Here is a 16,611-nt window from a genome sequence, read left to right on the forward strand (position 1 = left end):
GAATTTGATCCTGGTGACCGGCGGCGCGGGCTTTATCGGCTCCAATATTGTCGCGGCGCTCTCGGAACGGGGCGAGAAGATCATCGTCTGCGACTGGCTGGAGCAGGGCGATAAATGGAAAAACATCGCAAAATCAACGATTGCCGACTTTATTGATCCGGATAATCTCGAAAGCTGGCTGCATAAGAATGACAGCCGCCTGCGCGCAATTATCCATATGGGCGCAATCTCCGCCACCACCGAGACAGACGGCGATTTGATCCTGAAACGTAACTTCCGCCCGACGAAGATGCTCTGGCGCTTTGCGACCGATAACAAGATCCCGTTTATCTATGCCTCCTCCGCCGCGACCTATGGCGACGGGACGGCCGGGTTTGATGATGATATGAGCGAGGCCGCGCTTGCCAAACTGCAACCGCTCAATCTTTATGGATGGAGCAAGCATGCCTTTGACAAGTTCGTCGCGCGGGAGATTTCCCGTGGCGCCATGACGCCACCGCAATGGGCAGGGCTCAAGTTTTTCAACGTTTATGGCCCGAATGAGTATCACAAGGGCAGCATGAAAAGCGTCATTGCCCAGAGTTACCCGAAAGTCGCCGCAGGGGAGGCCGTCACCCTGTTCAAGTCCCACAACCCGGATTATGAGGATGGCGGACAGCTTCGTGATTTTGTCTATGTGAAGGACTGCGTCGATGTGGTTCTCTGGCTGCTCGATAACGGATCAGCCTCCGGCCTCTTTAACCTCGGGACCGGAAAGGCGCGCAGCTTCAAGGATCTCGCCTCCGCCGTGTTCACCGCCGCAAACAAGCCCGAAAAGATCAATTACGTGGATACCCCGGAACAAATTCGCGATAAATACCAGTATTTCACCGAAGCCAATATGCAAAAACTCCGAGCCGCTGGTTTTGGCGGCAATTTCCGCAGTTTAGAGGACGGCATCAGCGACTACGTCACTAATTATCTTGCGAAGGATGATCCATATCGGTGAAATTTTATTTTGACTAATATACAGCACCTCATTTACTGATAGTAAATTACTTTATTAAAAATTCGGGAGGGTTGTATGAAAGTAAATATAAGAACGTTCTCTGTTGATATGAAGGTAAAAAACAACGGCATAAAGTTCGAAGTTCGTGACAACGATGATACCTTTCGCGGCAACTGTTACCTTACACGCACTGGAATAACTTGGTGTGAAGGAAGAACAACCCGAGCTAATGGGAATGCCATTAGTTGGAACGATTTTATCAATAGAATGAATGAATAACTTACTAAAACCCCTTCGGCTGCACGGTTAGAAACTCCACCTCGATAAAGGCGCATTCGAAGTCGTTGCCGTTTTTCACGTTATGCTCGATGCCGGTCTCGCGGAAATAGGGGACGCCAGTTTTAAGCTCGGCGCGGGTGATTTCTCCGCCCGGCAGCTCGATTTCGAGAAAACCATCGAACAGCGGGACGACGACGTAATCATATTCATGGGTATGCCATCCGGTGGCGTCGCCGCGCTCTTTGAAACGCCATTCGGTCACGCGGGTGCGGGGGTTATCGATAAAAACGCTCGGGATAGCGGTTCCTTCGGGGGTGTTAGAGCACATGATATTTCTCCTGTAGGGGGTTTTCGGTTTCAAGAAGTCGCCGGGCGGCGATCCGCGCAAAACGGAGGGTGACATTGCGCCGCCGCGCGGCGTTGAGATTAAAATCGGTTGAGGGGCGGGCAACTGCACCACCAAAGTTATCCGCGATGATCAGGCCGTGGCTCTCCGGCAGGAGGCCTTGCGGGAATTCCGCATCGACGGCGAAATAGAATTCATCACAAAAATCGAGATATTCACTCCATTTCTCATCCACGCGGAAGTCGGCGGGGCCTGATTTCACCTCGACAATGATAATCCGGCCCCTGTCATTGATGCCCATCACATCGACGCGGCGGCGAATGCGGAGTTTTACCTCCATCAGGCTGTCATACCCCATGTCATGGAGAAGTTTTTGCACCCCGCGCGCGAGTTTGACCCCTTTATCGGAGCGGGCGTCGCTCATTTTTCTGACCTGTTGCTATTAAGATAGGCGAGCATTTCCTTCAGCCGCGCCTCCGGCAGGGCGCGGATCTCATTCGCCAGCAGGTTAGCATATTCCGTGGCTGTCGAGGTTAATCCGCTGGTATCCACTGTCACCTTCGGATGGGAGAGGGAGGCGAGGCGCTGCAATTCCTCCGCATCGTCCCAGATGATGTTGAAGTAATCGCAGATCTGCGCGACGAGGGACCAGGACGGGCGGCCGCGATGGCCATGCTCCAGCGCGGAAAGATAAGCAGCGCTGATATCCAGATCGGCGGCCATTTTTTTAAGCGTAATCCCACGGCTTTTGCGAAGAGTCCGCACGCGAAGGCCAAAGGGGGTCATGGAACTGTCCTTATTCTCTCAAAATCAGGGGCGGCTGCGCCGGAGCAAAACATAAAGCGCGCCGCTGCCCCCATGTTTCGGCTGTGCGTTGCGGATGTCAATAACCAGATGGCGCAAATCCGGCGCGGTCAGCCATTTTGGGACAGCTTCGCGCAGAACGCCTATTCTTTCCGGTGCCATAAAGGGAGCGTCATCCGTTTTTTGGCGGGAGGAGCCCTTGCCTGTAATGACAAGTACGCAGCGTTTTCCCTGAATCTGCTGCGCGGTAATGAAACTTCTGAGGCGCCGGTGCGCTTCCGCGCGGGTGAGGCCATGCAGATCGAGCTTTCCATCGATGTCCATTTTACCCTTGCGGAGCCGTTCCGCCGTGCGTTTATCCAGCCCCGGCACATTCTGGCGGAGCGACGGCTTAACCTCTGTCAACTTTCGGTCAATATGGGCGTTTGGCCAGCTTTCCATCGCTTTTTTGAGCGCCTCCGGGTCGAGAGAACGGCGAGCTGATGGTGTATTTGGGTCTGTTCTTGCCGATTTTGACACCATTGTGGTGGCGTTTTTCTTAGGGCTTGCTGACAACGGCACCTTTATGGTGTCATTTTCCGTTCCGCTATAGCGGTTCGACTTAATCGGGTTGATACCGCGGGCAACATGATCCCATAGATCGCGGTCGGCTCTCGACAGGCCTTTCGGTCGGTTAGTCTTGCGGGCCATCGTCAACAATCAGGATATGCACGCGACGCGGCCCATGCGCGCCCATAATCAGAGTCTGTTCGATATCCCCAGTACGAGATGGGCCGGAAATGAAATTGACGGTGCGCGGCAGGTTGCCCGCACCGAACTTTTTGCGGAGGCGCGCCCAGCTTTCTTCCATCGTGCCGGAAATCTGGCTCGCCTTGATCACCACCACATGGTTTTCAGGCAGGAAATTAAGGGTTGAGGGTGTATCCGGCCCCGACGCCATACAAAGCGTGCCCGTCTCGGCAATCCCCGAGAAGGCAGGGGTCAGACTGACTTCATCGCTTGGCGCCGCCGCGCCGCGCGTGATTTCCAGCATCGGGGTTTTGTCGAACGGCAGGTCATCAAGTGCCGGATCGGGCGCCATCTTGATCCGGGGCGGCAGATTATGGGCCGTGAGATAATCACGGAGCGCTTCCGGCACCTCCTCCAAATTTGAGAGGCGCGCGACAGTCGCGTCGAGGGCCTCGGCCTTCGCCTGGAACAGATCAACCTGTTCCTTATGGGGAATATCGGTGCGTTTTGGGATGGTGTGAGGCACGTGCCCCTCAATCCGGGCCTTTAACAGCTTTGCGGCATCTTCTTTAACCGGCCCGCGGCCCAGATTATGACGGATACGGGCGAAAATCCTGTCGCGGGATGGCATTATTTCCCCTCCCGCTGTTGTTTTTTCCATTGTTCCATGAAAGTCGCACCCTCCGGTGCCGGGAAATCACGCACAGAACTCCAACCCTTCATCAGCGGCAGTTTTCGGATCACACCCTTTTTTCCGGCCATTAATTTCAATGCGCGAGCGCTTATTCGGGTCATCAAACGGTAAAGCTTGGGTCTTTTTGCGAAATAGGCCCACACACCAATCCCCCAACGCTCCGGCTTCGGGGTGATCTGCGTCTCGAACGCCTGTTCGCGCCAGTGCCGCATAATCTTCGGCAAGGGAATACGCACCGGGCAGACTTCCTCACATCGTCCGCAGAAAGTGGAGGCGTTGGGCAAATGCCGCGCCTCTTCCAGGCCCACCATATGCGGATTAAGAGCCGCACCGATCGGCCCGGGATAAACCCAACCGTAAGTATGGCCGCCAACAGCCTGATAAACCGGGCAATGGTTCATGCAGGCCCCGCATTTAAGACAGCGGAGCAAATCCTGCTTGTCACTCCCCAGAAGGTCGCTGCGCCCGCTATCGACAAGTACCACATGGAAATTTGCCGGGCCGTCGATATCCTCCATCCGCTTGGAGCCGGTGGAAAGGGTGGTATAGACGGACATTTCCTGTCCCGTTGCAGACCGCGCCAGCAAACGGAGGAAAAGGCTCGCATCCTCCAGCGTCGGGACAACTTTTTCAATACTGGAAACGGCGATATGAGTTTTCGGCAAGCTTTGGGTAAGATCGCCGTTGCCCTCATTGGTGACGATCACGGTCGATCCCGTCTCGGCGATGAGGAAATTTGCACCCGTGATGCCAACGTCGGCGGCGACATATTTATCGCGAAGGACACTCCGCGCCTCGTTCACCAGCGCCTGTGGGTCGGTAATTCGCTCATTTAACCCGTATTTCGCGTGATTTTCGTGGAAAAGCTCTGTTACCTGATCTTTTGTCTTATGCAGGGCCGGGGCAATAATATGGCTGGGATGTTCATCGGCGAGCTGGATGATATATTCGCCAAGGTCTGTCTCGATCGGCTCTATCCCGTGCTCGGAGAGGTAATCATTCAGGCCCATCTCCTCAGTGATCATGGATTTGCCCTTGGTCACTGTCTTCGCATTGGCATCCCGGCAGATATGAAGCACAACTTCCCGCGCTTCGGTGTAAGAGCTGCACCAATGCACACGCCCACCCTGAAGCAGGACCTGATCCTCAAAATATTCGAGATAATAGTCGAGATTTTCAAGGATATGATTCTTGAGATCGCGGGCTTCATCGCGCAGCCCCTCAAATTCCGGGAGTTCGCTGGCCGATTTCGCACGGGCCAGCGGAAATCCGCTCTTTACCTTGGAAAAAGCCTCCTGGATATTTTTATCATGAAGCGCGTCATGAGCGCCTTCCTTGAAACGGCGGCTGGTAACCTGCATCAGTTATCGCCCTCCCCAAGGCCCGGTTTATCCCCCATCCCGGCGAGAATCTCTGCGACATGCATCACTTTCATGTCGGAGCCACGGCGTTTTAAGCGCCCCGCGATATTCATCAGACAACCCAAATCACCGGCGGCGAGAGTGTCTGCGCCGCTTGCGAGCAAATTATCGATCTTGGTATCGACCATAGATTCCGAAATTTCGGAATATTTCAAACAAAAGGTCCCGCCGAACCCACAGCAAGCTTCCCGATCCTCCGCCTCCTTTATTTCCAGCCCCTTAACGCCGCTCAGAAGCGCACGCGGCTGATCCCGCACCTTCATTTCCCGCAAAGAGCTGCAGCTATCGTGATAGGTGAGGGTACTGTCAAGTTGGACATCCTCGGGTTTGTAGCCGCAAACATCATGCAGGAAGGACATCAGCTCATAGGTCCGGCTGGAAAGCTCCTCGACCGCCGCCATAATGGTGTCGTCACCGTCGAATAGCTCTTTATAGTGATGACGGATCATCCCGGCACAGGAGCCGGAGGGCGCAACCACATAGTCAAAGCCTTCAAACGCACGGATGACGGCCTTTGCGATGGTTTTCGTACTTTCTTTATCCCCGGAATTATAGGCGATCTGGCCACAGCATGTTTGTACTTCTGGCACCACAATGGTGCACCCTGCCGCCTCTAGCAGTTTGACTGCAGCGAAACCAATGGAGGGACGGTTCAAATCGACTAGGCAGGTGACGAAAAGCGCCACATTTTTCTTCTCATTCGGAGCGGACATGTACTTCTCCCGATTACTCAAAAAACTATACCGTCTGCTCACTGATTTCGCCAGTAATCTTAGCGTGGGGTTTTCCGACGCTTGACCAACATATTGAGGATTTCCACCCCGAGGGAAAAGGCCATGCCGAAATAGATATACCCTCTCGGTACATGAAACCCGAGACCCTCCGCAACGAGAAAAACACCAATCATCATAATGAAGGAAAGGGCCAGCATTTTAAGGGTTGGATGTTCGTCGATAAATTCTGCTATGAATTTTGATGAAAACAGCATCACCAGCATCGCAACAACCATTGCCGCGATAATCACCCAGATATTGTTAGTCAGGCCGACAGCCGTGATGATGGAATCGAACGAAAAGATGAAATCTATGAAAATGACCTGCAGAATAGTCATTTGAAAGCCCGCAGAATAACTTTTGTAGTTCTCTTTCGGATCTTCGGAAATTTCATCATGGATGCTTGTCGTTCCCTTCGCGATCAGGAACAGCCCGCCCCCTATCATGAGAAAATCCTTGCCGGAAAAGGGATGTCCAAAAAACTCGACCCAGGGTTCTTTCAGGCCAATTAGCCAGATGGCGCAGAACAATAACGCAATCCGCATGAACAACGCGAGCAAGATCCCGATAACCCGCGCTTTTTGGCGTTTCTCTTCTGGCAGGTGATTGACCAGCAGAGCAATAAAAACAACATTATCGATGCCAAGCACAACTTCCAGTGCGGTAAGCGACAGAAAACTTGCCCAAAGCGCATAGTCGGTCAGGAATTCCATTAGCCTTCTGTGCCCGCTACCGCCGCGGCCAGCGCGTTCGGCAGCAAGATCCAGAGTTCGCCTTCGCTCTTCATGCCGCCGGACATATCATAAGCATAGTCGCCATGGCCCCAAAAGACATCACCGCGCACCGGGCCGACAATGGCCCCGCCCGTATCCTGCGCCATCATCAATCGTTCGAATTTTTCAACTTCCGCACTGCTGGATGCAGGAGCAACTTCGGTTGCGAGCCAGAGCGGTACACCAAGCGGCAACCATTTGCGATCCACGGCGAGGCTACGCTCAGGCGTCAGCTCCACCCCTTGCGCGCCGATAGGGCCACCCGTTTCAAGCTCGCGGAAAAACACAAAGGACGCGTTCTTCTGCATCAGTTCCGTTGCTTTATCGGGGTTTTCCTCAAGCCAAGTCCTGATTGCCTGCATCGACATTTCTTCGCGCGGGACATAGCCATTTTCGATCAGGTCGCGACCAATGGCGAAATAGGGATGGCCGTTCTGCGCGGCGTAACCAACACGGAGTTCGCTGCCATCTGCCATCTCGACCAGCCCAGACCCCTGGATATGCAGGAAGAAGGCGTCGATATCGCTATCCACCCAGACAAGTTCCAACTCCCGGTCAGCAAGGGCTCCGCTTTCAATGTCCGTGCGGTCCGGATAGGGGAGCAAGTTTCCACCCTCTACCTTGCCGGCGATGCGCTGCCCTTTAAGTTCGTCACGAAACCGACCAAGATCAACCATCACCAACTCGGGTGGGCGCAAGTAAAGCGGCGTAAGATAAGGGGGCTCTTTTTCGCGGCTACCTTTCAGGCTCGCTTCGTAATAGCCGGTGAAAAGGCCGGATTTTTGCTCATTATTGAGGATCTGGAAAGGCGTGAAGTTATTTTCAAAAAAATGTCGCCGCACGCTATTATCAGGCGGTAGCGCCATGGCGGCAGCGCAGAGCGGTTGCCAATCCCCGGCGGTGCCCGCCAAGCCAATGCCGCCCATTCCGAGGGTTTCAGGCAGACGATTTATTTTTTCGCAGGATTTCAGGAGAGCAGGAAAGAAGCCTGTAAAGTCCTCTTTATCCCAGCCGGGAAGGGAGGAAAAATCCGCTTTTTCAAGGGTAAGGTTATCTTCCGCTGGTGGTTTTACCTGAAAATACCAGATAGCAATCGCCACAAGAAGAACTGTAATCAGAATCAGCCCGGCGCCGGTTTTTCGATTGATGGAAAAGAACGGACGCAACAGCATTTTTAAGCAGAGACCTAGTTTGCGCGGCGGGTGGTAATCAACAGCCAGTTCGGATTGCGGGATTTAAGGTTGCGCGCGAACGTCCAGAGCTCATTCACCGTATGCGGCTGCGGATCCCCTGCGACGACGACACCTTCCTCATCCTTGGTCATGCTGATCATCTCAGCCTCGAACGTGACAGTGATCTCGGCTTCCTTGCCTTCCAGCGTAGCGTCCGTGATTTCAGCGGAATGAACCGCGATGATATCCGTCGACATGACTTCATTGCGATCTTCACGTTCCTGAATGGAGCGTTCGAAATTCTCATACACTGTCTCGGAAAGCAGCATTTTCAGCGTGTCTCGGTCACCTTTGGCAAACGCCACAACAATCGCCTCATAGGCGGCCTGGGCCCCTTCAACGAATGTTCGCTGATCAAATGTCTTGTCGAGCTGCCGTATTTTACTAAGCGTCATCATCAGGGGCGCGCCCGCAAACGGGCTTGGCTCCACGTTTCGGGCATTGTCACCCAAAAGGACAACATTATCCTCCTTCGGCTTATCTTCTAAGTCGCCTTTGTGCCCTTCAACCGGGCGGCGTGGCTTCTCCTCGCGTGGGGATTGTTCATGGCCCATGCGTCGGCCCAGCACACTGCGAAGCCGTAGGAAAATAAATCCGGCAACTGCCGCGAGCAAAATAATGTCCAGGAACTGAAAGCCGTTGTCCATAATGATATCTTCAAATTGGGTTTGGTAAAATGTCCAATAACCCTTATGTAAAGGATAGGTCTGTATAAGAAGTTAAAGGGTTAGTTGGTCAAGGTCCAGTATCTTATCAACCGCTCCACTTCCTGCACGCCTGTCTGTTACATAGAAACTTTGTTAGGGATAAACAAGTTTGGCTTTATTGTTTTTAGCGGCCCTGATCGGTATTCCCCTGATCGAAATCCTGGTCTTCGTGCAAGTCGGTAGCGAAATCGGGGCGCTCAACACCGTCATCATCACCATCGTCACGGCTCTTATCGGCGTTTTCCTGATCCGAATACAGGGTCTTGGCGTGCTTATGCGCGCACGCGCGGCGCTCGATCGACAGGAAACGCCGGTCAATGAAATCTTTGAAGGAATATTTCTGGCGCTGGCCGGTCTGTTCCTGATTATACCGGGCTTCGTGACTGATGCGATCGGCTTTTTGTTGCTGATTCCGCCTCTCCGTCGGGCGCTCGCCGCCTATATGGCGCAGCATTCAAATTTTGTCGCCGCCGGCATGCATCAAACCCGGCGTAAAAGCGGCGGCACCGTTATCGATGGCGAATATGAAGTGATTGAGGATGATCCCGCATCGATCGAGAATCGCAGTGAACCCAACCCCGACAGTCCCTGGAATAAAGAAAAATAATCGCTCCGGACTTGCCGGTCCGACGCATCCATGATAGCCACTTTGGCAAATCCCGCAGGCCGAGACGGCCCATATATTTATAGGAGTGACCCGTTCATGTCAGATGAAGGAACCGCCCCCGGCGGAACAGAAGGCCAGACGCAGCCTTCCCTTGCGATTGTTCGCCAGTATGTAAAAGATATTTCCTTCGAGAACCCGAATGCACCCGCCAGCCTCGATCCCGACAAAGGTCAGCCGCAGGTCGAGCTTGCGGTCAATATTCAGGCGCGTGCAGGCGGCAATGACCTCTATGAGGTGGAACTCCGCATTGAAGCAAAAGGCAATCATGGCGAAGAAGCGGCTTTCGTGGTCGAGCTGGTCTATGGCGGTTTGTTCATGCTCAAGGATTTCCCGGCGGACACCCTCGAAATGGTGTGCATGATCGAATGCCCACGGCTTCTTTTCCCGTTTGCCCGGCGTGTTATTGCCGATGCCACACGGGACGGCGGCTATTCCCCATTGATGCTTGATCCAATTGACTTCAACCGGCTGTATCAGGACCATAAAAACCAGATCGCCGCGCAACAGCAGCCCGCCGGTCACGCCTAAAGACGTCTTTTACGACGATTGCCGCCAGAGGGGGTCCTTGATCTTCTCTAAAAAGGCGGCATGGGCGGCGCGCTCCGCATCGCTCGCGTTATGCGGGCGGGGCGGGCGGACTTCCTTCGCAACATTGGAGACCACACCAGCGCCGCTATCCTCAAGCGATAGCCCGCGCTGCCGCCCGCCGATCAGCTCCAGATAGACTTCTGCCAGCAATTCCGCATCAAGAAGCGCGCCATGCTTGGTTCGCGCCGAGTTATCGATGCCGAAACGGCGACAAAGCGCATCAAGATTGGCCTGTGCGCCAGGAAATTTCTTCCGCGCCATAGTGACAGTATCAATACTCTGGGTCATGGGAAGGGTCGGACGACCAAGAAGGGCCAGCTCCGCGTTCAGAAACTTCATATCGAACGACGCGTTGTGAATAACGAGCTTGTCATCGCCAATAAAGTCGAGGAAACCATCGATTTCCTCCGCGATCACTTTATGGCCCTTTAGAAATTCCGCGCTGAGGCCATGCACCTTGAAGGCCGCCTCAGGCATATCGCGTTCCGGATTGATATATCGATGATAGGTCTCTCCCGTCGGGATATGATTGTAGAGCTCGATACAGCCGATTTCGACGATCCGATCCCCGTCCGCGGGCTCAAATCCCGTTGTTTCCGTATCCAGGACGATTTCACGCATCTTTTAAATGTTCCACCAGTTCCTTGATCTGCATAAAAGTTTCTTCCATGCTGCGATGGGTGTCGATAACAAAATCCGCCTTTTCGCGCTTTTCCGCATCATCAACCTGACGGGCGAGGATCGCCTCGAACTTATCCTCCGTCATTTCAGGCCGGTCCAGCACCCGCGACCGCTGCACATGGGCAGGGGCGGAGACAACAACAATCTTATGTACCCGGTCTTCACCGCCCGTTTCAAATATCAGCGGAATATCAAGCACGACAAGAGTATGGCCCTCTTTCTGCGCCTGCTCAAAAAAGGCCGCGCGGCCATCGGATAGAAGCGGATGAATAACCTTCTCCAGCCGCTCAATCTCTGCGTCATTGCCAACGACTAGCTTGCTGAGCCGTTGGCGGTCCACCTGATCATCGACCACCGCATCGGGAAAGGCCGACCGGATCGGCTCTACGCCGGCGCCCCCCTTGGCATAAAGCTTGTGAATTTCCGCATCCGCATCATAAACGGGAATGCCGAGTTTGCGAAACATCCCGGCCACGGTTGATTTTCCCATGCCGATAGATCCGGTCAGGCCCACGAGCAACATGTTAATTCCCTTTCAATCCATCCAGCACATGACGGCGCAACCCGTTGTCCACTTCGGGTGTTACACCGAACCAGGCCTCAAACCCCGCCTTTGCCTGATGCAGCAGCATGCCGAGGCCATCCACTCCGATATTTCCCTGTCGCCGCGTCCTTTTCAACAGGTCCGTTTCCAGCGGGACATAAACAATATCGCTGACAACTGCCGTCTTTTTCAATCCCCCAAGCGAGATTTCGAGCGGTGGCTGACCGGTCATGCCAAGACTGGTGCAATTGACAAGGATATCCGCCCCCTCCAATAGGGAGGAACGACGATCCCATGGGCCAGCGCGGGCAATGTCACCGATATGCCCCGCGAGAATTTCCGCCCGCGCCTCCGACCGGTTACAGATGATAATTTTCTCAAGGCCGAGATCACTCAACGCGACGGCAATCGCGCGCGACGCACCTCCCGCGCCCAGAATAAGCGCCGTTCCGCCCGAAAGCGTCGTGACGTCCATTTCCTCACCAAGCGAGTCCGTGAAGCCGACCCCGTCTGTATTCCGCCCCGTAAGGGCGCCATCTTCACCCACAACAACTGTATTGACCGCGCCGATGCGTTTTGCGGACGGATCGAGGATATCAACCACCTCAAACGCCGTTTCCTTAAGCGGGATGGTGAGATTTGTGCCGCGAAAAATGCCACCTTCCGCCGCGCAGTCTTCTTTTAACTGCGAAAACGTCTCACGAAGGTCTTCGGGCTTCACTGGCCAGGCACGATAATCCGCATTAAGGCCGTATTTTTCAATCCAGTAGCCATGCAGTCGGGGGGAAAGGGAATGGCTGATCGGCCACCCCATCACACCAGCGATTTTTTTCTTGTCATCCATCATGCAGATATCCCGATTTTATGACCGCGCAAGAAGTCAAGCAATGGCAGGAGTGGCAGCCCGAGAATGGAGAAGAAATCCCCCTCCACCTTCGCAAAAAGATGCGCACCCAACCCTTCGAGCTGATAAGCTCCGACGGAGGAGAGGATATCTTCTCCCGCCCCTGCGAGGTAGCGGTCGAGAAAATCTTCGTCGAAATTGCGCATGGTCAGGCGTGCTTCATCCACATGCCGCCAAATAACGGCCCCGCCCTTGGCAACGCAGACCGCATTGGCGAGACGATGCGTTTTCCCTCGCAAACTGAGCAAATGCGCCCGCGCATGATCCATATCCACCGGTTTGTCGAACCAGATGTCGTTGCAATCAAGGATCTGGTCTGCGCCAATGACAAACGCTTCCGGTATTTGCCGGGACACGCGGGATGCTTTGAGTTCAGCCAATGCCACTGCCGTGTCTGACGCGGGCGCCTTGGCGCCCCGCATGGCGTGTTTGACCTCATCCTCATCTACATTTGCCGGTAAGATATTAAAACTAAGGCCCGCGCGCTCCAATATCCGGGCGCGAGACATACTCTGCGATGCCAGGACAAGTTCTGGCCCAGAATTCTCCAATTTTTCCCCACTCACAGCATTCTGTCCCTGGTTTCTTCCGTGCGGCGGTTAAAAAGGGTGATGATCTGGGCTGCTGTTTCCTCCACCGAGCGGCGGGAAACATCAATGACCGGCCATCCTTCCCGGGTGCAGAGTTTACGCGCAAAAATCACCTCTTCCTTGATCCGTTCGCGGTCTACATAGTCCGTATCGACCTTCTGGTTGAGGCTAAGCAAGCGGTTCTTGCGGATCTGCGAGAGGCGGTCCGGGCTAGTTGTCAGGCCAACGACCATTGTCCTTTTATTGAGGTTAAAAAGGGACTCCGGCAAGGGTATACTGGGCACGATCGGGATATTCGCCGTCTTATAACCGCGATGGGCAAGATAGAAGGACGTCGGCGTTTTCGACGTACGCGACACCCCGACAAGAACGATCTGCGCCTCATACAAATCATCCGTCATCTGGCCATCATCATGAGCCATGGTGAAGTTCAAAGCCTCGATCCGGCCGAAATAATTCTTGTCCAGCATATGCTGCCGACCGGGCAGGCGACGAATTTCCTGACCCAGAAAATTGGAGAAGGCCGCCAACACGGGATCCAGCACAGAGACGCAAGGTACGCCGACCCTCTGGCAACCCAGCTCCAGCACATCGCGCATTTCCTTATTGACCAGCGTATAGAGCACGAGCCCCGGTTTTTTTACAATGGATTCAAGGATATCATCCAATTGACGTACAGTCCGTGTTAATGTCCAGACATGCTCGACAGGTGAAATCCCCTCAAACTGAACCAAGGCGGCTTTGGTCATGGATTGCAAGGTTTCCCCGGTTGAATCCGACACCAGATGAAGATGAAATTGATCCATATTGCTGCGTGGTTATCCTGTGAGTAATGTGAATAACAGGGATAACATGGCTATCTGGGAAAACCCAAAATTTTTCTCCCCGCTAGAGCTTTTTTTAGGTGCCTACTTGTCCGTCTGTGGGAAAAGGAAAATCGCGTTATCGAAAAACGGGTATATTTTTGATGTTTGATAAACGAAAATGACTTATCCCCGTTATCCCCGATTTTTATGTGAGCCAAAACTGCCTTTATCACGTAGATATCAACGACTATGTGAAAAACTGGATTTTATCCCCAGAATTTCTATAAAGGGCGGGGATAAAATTTAATCCCCGTTACCCACGGCATACAACAACAACTACTACCTTTTATTTAAATATATTATTTAAAGGGATAAGATTCCGGGAAGGAAGAAGCGTGAAAGTTTCATCAAACAAGCCCCTGCTGAAAAGCCTGTCAGGAGACGTACAAGCAAGACCACCTTTCTGGCTAATGCGTCAGGCAGGACGCTATCTTCCCGAATATCGTGCAACCCGCGCGGATGCAGGTAACTTTCTCGATCTTTGCTATAACCCGAAACTTGCGGAAGAAGTTACTTTGCAGCCCCTCCGTCGTTATGGCATGGACGCCGCTATCCTTTTTGCTGATATTCTGCTCATCCCTCATGCACTCGGTCAACCGCTTGCGTACAAGGAAGGCGAGGGACCGGTGCTTGATCCCATCCGTTCAGCCAAAGAGCTTGGCAAGCTGGATGTAACGGCAATTCATAAAACCCTCGATCCTGTTTATGAGACTGTTGGACGTTTGAGCCAGTCAATTCCGAAAGATTGCACGCTTATCGGCTTTGCCGGATCTCCCTGGACTGTGGCAACCTATATGGTTGAAGGTCGGGGATCGAAGGATTATGCCAATATCAAGAACTGGGCCTACAGTGATCCGCAAGGTTTCGGCGCCTTGATGGATATTCTTGTTGAGTCGACAACAGAGTATCTTCTCAAGCAAGTGGCCGCCGGGGCAGAGGTCATCCAGCTTTTTGATACCTGGGCCGGTGTACTCCCCGATAATGAATTTAAGAAATGGGCCATAGAGCCGACAAAACGCATTGTGGAGGGTCTGCGTACCCAACATCCGGAATTACCCGTCATTGGCTTTCCCAAGGGCGTGGGCGGTAACATTATCGACTTCGTGAGAGAGACAGGAGTCACCGCGGTCAGCCTTGATACGGGTACACCGCTCGACTGGGCGGCGCGCGAAGTTCAATCCCTGGTGCCGGTACAGGGAAACCTCGATCCGATGCTGCTGGTTTCTGGTGGTTCGGCGATGGAAGACCGCATCAATCAAATCCTTGAAACCCTTGGGAAAAATCCTTTTATCTTCAATCTCGGTCACGGGATTGTCCCGCAAACGCCGCCAGAGCATGTTGCCCGGTTGGCCGAAATTGTTCGGGGGGATTAAGGAAAAGCCATGGCAAAAAAAGCGGTTGTCCTGTTCAATCTTGGCGGTCCCGATAAGCCGGAGGCGGTGGAACCTTTCCTGTTCAACCTCTTTTATGATCCAGCGATCATCCGTTTGCCGACACCGCTTCGCTGGTTGGTGGCAAAGCTGATTTCCCGTCGGCGCGCGCCCGTCGCGCAGGAAATTTATGCTTTTCTGGGTGGATCTTCGCCAATCCTTCCCCAAACGGTGGCGCAGGCCGACACCCTCGAAGCCAAGCTCAATGAGGGATCAAGCGATATATATAAGACTTTTATCTGCATGCGCTATTGGCATCCCTTTGCCGATGAAGTTACGCGGAAGGTCAAAGACTGGAACCCGGACGAGGTAATATTGCTACCGCTTTATCCGCAGTTTTCTTCAACAACCAGCGCCTCTTCCCTGAAAGATTGGCAGGAAACGGCCAGCAAGGTGGGTCTTGATGCGCCAACTGGCGGTCTTTGTTGTTATCCGACTGAAAAAGGTCTGATTTCTGCCTATGCGGAGTTGATTGCGCCAAAACTCGCTGAATTAGAGGGTAAACCCTTCCGGCTGCTTTTTTCTGCGCATGGATTGCCGCAAAAGATCGTTGATGAAGGTGATCCGTATCAATGGCAGGTGGAGCAAACGGCGGACAAGGTCGCCCAAAAACTGGGTGCGGAAAATATTGACTGGAAAGTCTGCTACCAAAGCCGTGTCGGGCCGATGAAATGGCTGGAACCCTCGACAGAAACTGAAATCCATCGCGCTGGCGAAGAAGGGATCAGTCTGGTGATCGTTCCCATCGCTTTTGTGTCAGAGCATTCGGAAACCCTGGTCGAGTTGGATATCGAATATGCCAAACTTGCCAAGAAAGCTGGGGTTGACGAATATCTCCGGGTAAATACGGTCGGGGTTCATGCGGATTTTATTGATGGTTTGGCCGGAATGGTGAAACGCGTGTCAGGCCCGGGTATTGGCAGTGAAAGTGGCGCCCGGATCTGTCCCTCCGGATTTAAAGATTGTTTGATGCTGGCGTCATGACGCATAATCCCGTAAATAGCGGATGTGATTGACGGTTTATCAAGAGGGGCCGACCTTGGACGACATTCTGGCTGATATTTACCCGTGGGTGAAATCCCTGCATATCATCTCGGTCATTGCCTGGATGGCGGGGATGTTTTATCTGCCGCGCCTTTTTGTCTATCATGCGGATGCGGCGCCGGGATCTGAGATGTCGGAAACTTTCAAGATCATGGAACGGCGGCTTTTGCGCGGGATTATCAATCCGGCGATGATATTTACGTTCATTTTTGGCAGTTTACTGTTGTTCACGCCCGGCATTGTTGACTGGAGTGAGCCCTGGATATGGCTCAAGCTAACCCTTGTCTTTCTGATGGCCGGTTTTCACGGAAATTTGTCAAAATGGCGAAAAGAGTTTGAGAGGGATGAGAATACTCGCCCCGCGAAATTCTACCGTCTCGTCAATGAGATACCGACCGTTCTGGTAATCGGGATTGTGATTTTGGTGGTTGTTAAACCTTTCTGACGACCGCCGAATTTCGCATATTTCATTTGACTAATTCCGATAAAACTGGCAATAGAGGCTTAACTTCACTGGACAATCTCTGTTCCACGGTCTCATTGCATTACGA

21 protein-coding genes are annotated in these 16,611 nt (G+C 53.2%); 6 read left to right on the forward strand and 15 right to left on the reverse strand.

Going from position 1 to position 16,611, the window contains the following annotated elements; translation table 11 throughout:
• Nucleotides 1-4 precede the first annotated feature (4 nt).
• Nucleotides 5-988, forward strand: coding sequence for an ADP-glyceromanno-heptose 6-epimerase (rfaD, locus tag LKE13_RS03905; protein ID WP_415776496.1), 984 nt, complete (start codon nucleotides 5-7; stop codon nucleotides 986-988).
• A gap of 283 nt (nucleotides 989-1,271) precedes the next feature.
• Here the strand turns inward: rfaD and LKE13_RS03910 are convergent, their stop codons facing one another.
• From LKE13_RS03910 to LKE13_RS03955, 10 genes are read right to left on the reverse strand one after another with little or no spacing between them, the layout of a single operon-like run.
• Nucleotides 1,272-1,595 (reverse strand): cupin domain-containing protein, encoded by a 324-nt coding sequence (locus tag LKE13_RS03910; RefSeq protein WP_227948383.1) that lies wholly within the window; start codon nucleotides 1,593-1,595, stop codon nucleotides 1,272-1,274.
• On the reverse strand, nucleotides 1,585-2,037 hold the full coding sequence (locus LKE13_RS03915) for an MmcB family DNA repair protein (protein WP_227948384.1): 453 nt from the start codon (nucleotides 2,035-2,037) through the stop codon (nucleotides 1,585-1,587). The genes LKE13_RS03910 and LKE13_RS03915 overlap by 11 nt, the downstream gene beginning before the upstream one ends.
• On the reverse strand, nucleotides 2,034-2,399 hold the full coding sequence (locus LKE13_RS03920; protein WP_227948385.1) for a helix-turn-helix domain-containing protein: 366 nt from the start codon (nucleotides 2,397-2,399) through the stop codon (nucleotides 2,034-2,036). The genes LKE13_RS03915 and LKE13_RS03920 overlap by 4 nt, the downstream gene beginning before the upstream one ends.
• Nucleotides 2,400-2,423: 24 nt before the next feature.
• Complete coding sequence (locus LKE13_RS03925) at nucleotides 2,424-3,107, reverse strand: Smr/MutS family protein (RefSeq protein ID WP_227948386.1); 684 nt, start codon at nucleotides 3,105-3,107, stop codon at nucleotides 2,424-2,426.
• Nucleotides 3,091-3,777 carry a LutC/YkgG family protein gene (locus tag LKE13_RS03930; RefSeq protein ID WP_227948387.1) on the reverse strand — a complete coding sequence of 229 codons (687 nt, stop codon included), beginning with the start codon at nucleotides 3,775-3,777 and terminating at the stop codon, nucleotides 3,091-3,093. Before LKE13_RS03930 ends, LKE13_RS03925 begins: the two co-directional genes overlap by 17 nt.
• Complete coding sequence (locus LKE13_RS03935) at nucleotides 3,777-5,201, reverse strand: LutB/LldF family L-lactate oxidation iron-sulfur protein (RefSeq protein WP_227948388.1); 1,425 nt, start codon at nucleotides 5,199-5,201, stop codon at nucleotides 3,777-3,779. Before LKE13_RS03935 ends, LKE13_RS03930 begins: the two co-directional genes overlap by 1 nt.
• Nucleotides 5,201-5,974: a (Fe-S)-binding protein gene (locus tag LKE13_RS03940; RefSeq protein ID WP_227948389.1), complete on the reverse strand. Its 774-nt coding sequence runs from the start codon at nucleotides 5,972-5,974 to the stop codon at nucleotides 5,201-5,203. Before LKE13_RS03940 ends, LKE13_RS03935 begins: the two co-directional genes overlap by 1 nt.
• 59 nt (nucleotides 5,975-6,033) lie before the next feature.
• A complete protein-coding gene (locus LKE13_RS03945; protein ID WP_227948390.1) occupies nucleotides 6,034-6,747 on the reverse strand; it encodes a TerC family protein in 714 nt (237 codons plus the stop codon).
• Nucleotides 6,747-7,979 (reverse strand): murein transglycosylase A, encoded by a 1,233-nt coding sequence (locus LKE13_RS03950; RefSeq protein ID WP_227948391.1) that lies wholly within the window; start codon nucleotides 7,977-7,979, stop codon nucleotides 6,747-6,749. Before LKE13_RS03950 ends, LKE13_RS03945 begins: the two co-directional genes overlap by 1 nt.
• Nucleotides 7,980-7,993: 14 nt before the next feature.
• A complete protein-coding gene (locus LKE13_RS03955; RefSeq protein WP_227948392.1) occupies nucleotides 7,994-8,686 on the reverse strand; it encodes a Tim44/TimA family putative adaptor protein in 693 nt (230 codons plus the stop codon).
• A 169-nt stretch (nucleotides 8,687-8,855) separates the two neighbouring features.
• Between LKE13_RS03955 and LKE13_RS03960 the strand changes: the two genes are divergently transcribed.
• Both LKE13_RS03960 and secB read left to right on the forward strand, forming a co-directional pair.
• Entirely contained in the window at nucleotides 8,856-9,353 is a 498-nt protein-coding gene (locus tag LKE13_RS03960) for an FxsA family protein (protein ID WP_227948393.1), read from the forward strand.
• A 96-nt stretch (nucleotides 9,354-9,449) separates the two neighbouring features.
• Nucleotides 9,450-9,941: a protein-export chaperone SecB gene (gene secB, locus LKE13_RS03965; protein WP_227948394.1), complete on the forward strand. Its 492-nt coding sequence runs from the start codon at nucleotides 9,450-9,452 to the stop codon at nucleotides 9,939-9,941.
• A 9-nt stretch (nucleotides 9,942-9,950) separates the two neighbouring features.
• Here secB and dnaQ read toward each other — a convergent pair whose 3' ends face one another.
• From dnaQ to LKE13_RS03990, 5 genes are read right to left on the reverse strand one after another with little or no spacing between them, the layout of a single operon-like run.
• On the reverse strand, nucleotides 9,951-10,622 hold the full coding sequence (dnaQ, locus tag LKE13_RS03970; protein ID WP_227948395.1) for a DNA polymerase III subunit epsilon: 672 nt from the start codon (nucleotides 10,620-10,622) through the stop codon (nucleotides 9,951-9,953).
• Nucleotides 10,615-11,205: a dephospho-CoA kinase gene (coaE, locus tag LKE13_RS03975; protein WP_227948396.1), complete on the reverse strand. Its 591-nt coding sequence runs from the start codon at nucleotides 11,203-11,205 to the stop codon at nucleotides 10,615-10,617. Before coaE ends, dnaQ begins: the two co-directional genes overlap by 8 nt.
• Before the next feature lies 1 nt (nucleotide 11,206).
• Nucleotides 11,207-12,073, reverse strand: a complete 867-nt coding sequence (locus LKE13_RS03980; protein WP_227948397.1) for a shikimate dehydrogenase — start codon at nucleotides 12,071-12,073, stop codon at nucleotides 11,207-11,209.
• A complete protein-coding gene (locus LKE13_RS03985) occupies nucleotides 12,070-12,696 on the reverse strand; it encodes a Maf family protein (RefSeq protein WP_227948398.1) in 627 nt (208 codons plus the stop codon). The genes LKE13_RS03980 and LKE13_RS03985 overlap by 4 nt, the downstream gene beginning before the upstream one ends.
• The gene (locus tag LKE13_RS03990; RefSeq protein WP_227948399.1) at nucleotides 12,693-13,526 is read right to left on the reverse strand and encodes a pyruvate, water dikinase regulatory protein; all 834 of its coding nucleotides are present in this window, start codon (nucleotides 13,524-13,526) and stop codon (nucleotides 12,693-12,695) included. The genes LKE13_RS03985 and LKE13_RS03990 overlap by 4 nt, the downstream gene beginning before the upstream one ends.
• Before the next feature lie 395 nt (nucleotides 13,527-13,921).
• Between LKE13_RS03990 and hemE the strand changes: the two genes are divergently transcribed.
• The 3 genes from hemE to hemJ are packed head-to-tail and all read left to right on the forward strand — an operon-like array spanning nucleotide 13,922 to nucleotide 16,505.
• Nucleotides 13,922-14,959, forward strand: a complete 1,038-nt coding sequence (hemE, locus tag LKE13_RS03995; protein WP_227948400.1) for a uroporphyrinogen decarboxylase — start codon at nucleotides 13,922-13,924, stop codon at nucleotides 14,957-14,959.
• A gap of 9 nt (nucleotides 14,960-14,968) precedes the next feature.
• Entirely contained in the window at nucleotides 14,969-16,000 is a 1,032-nt protein-coding gene (hemH, locus tag LKE13_RS04000) for a ferrochelatase (RefSeq protein WP_227948401.1), read from the forward strand.
• 28 nt (nucleotides 16,001-16,028) lie between these two features.
• Nucleotides 16,029-16,505 (forward strand): protoporphyrinogen oxidase HemJ, encoded by a 477-nt coding sequence (gene hemJ / locus LKE13_RS04005; RefSeq protein WP_227948402.1) that lies wholly within the window; start codon nucleotides 16,029-16,031, stop codon nucleotides 16,503-16,505.
• Nucleotides 16,506-16,611: the final 106 nt, after the last annotated feature.

The sequence above is a fragment of the Sneathiella sp. HT1-7 genome (assembly GCF_020731145.1).
Classification (GTDB): Bacteria; Pseudomonadota; Alphaproteobacteria; order Sneathiellales; family Sneathiellaceae; genus Sneathiella.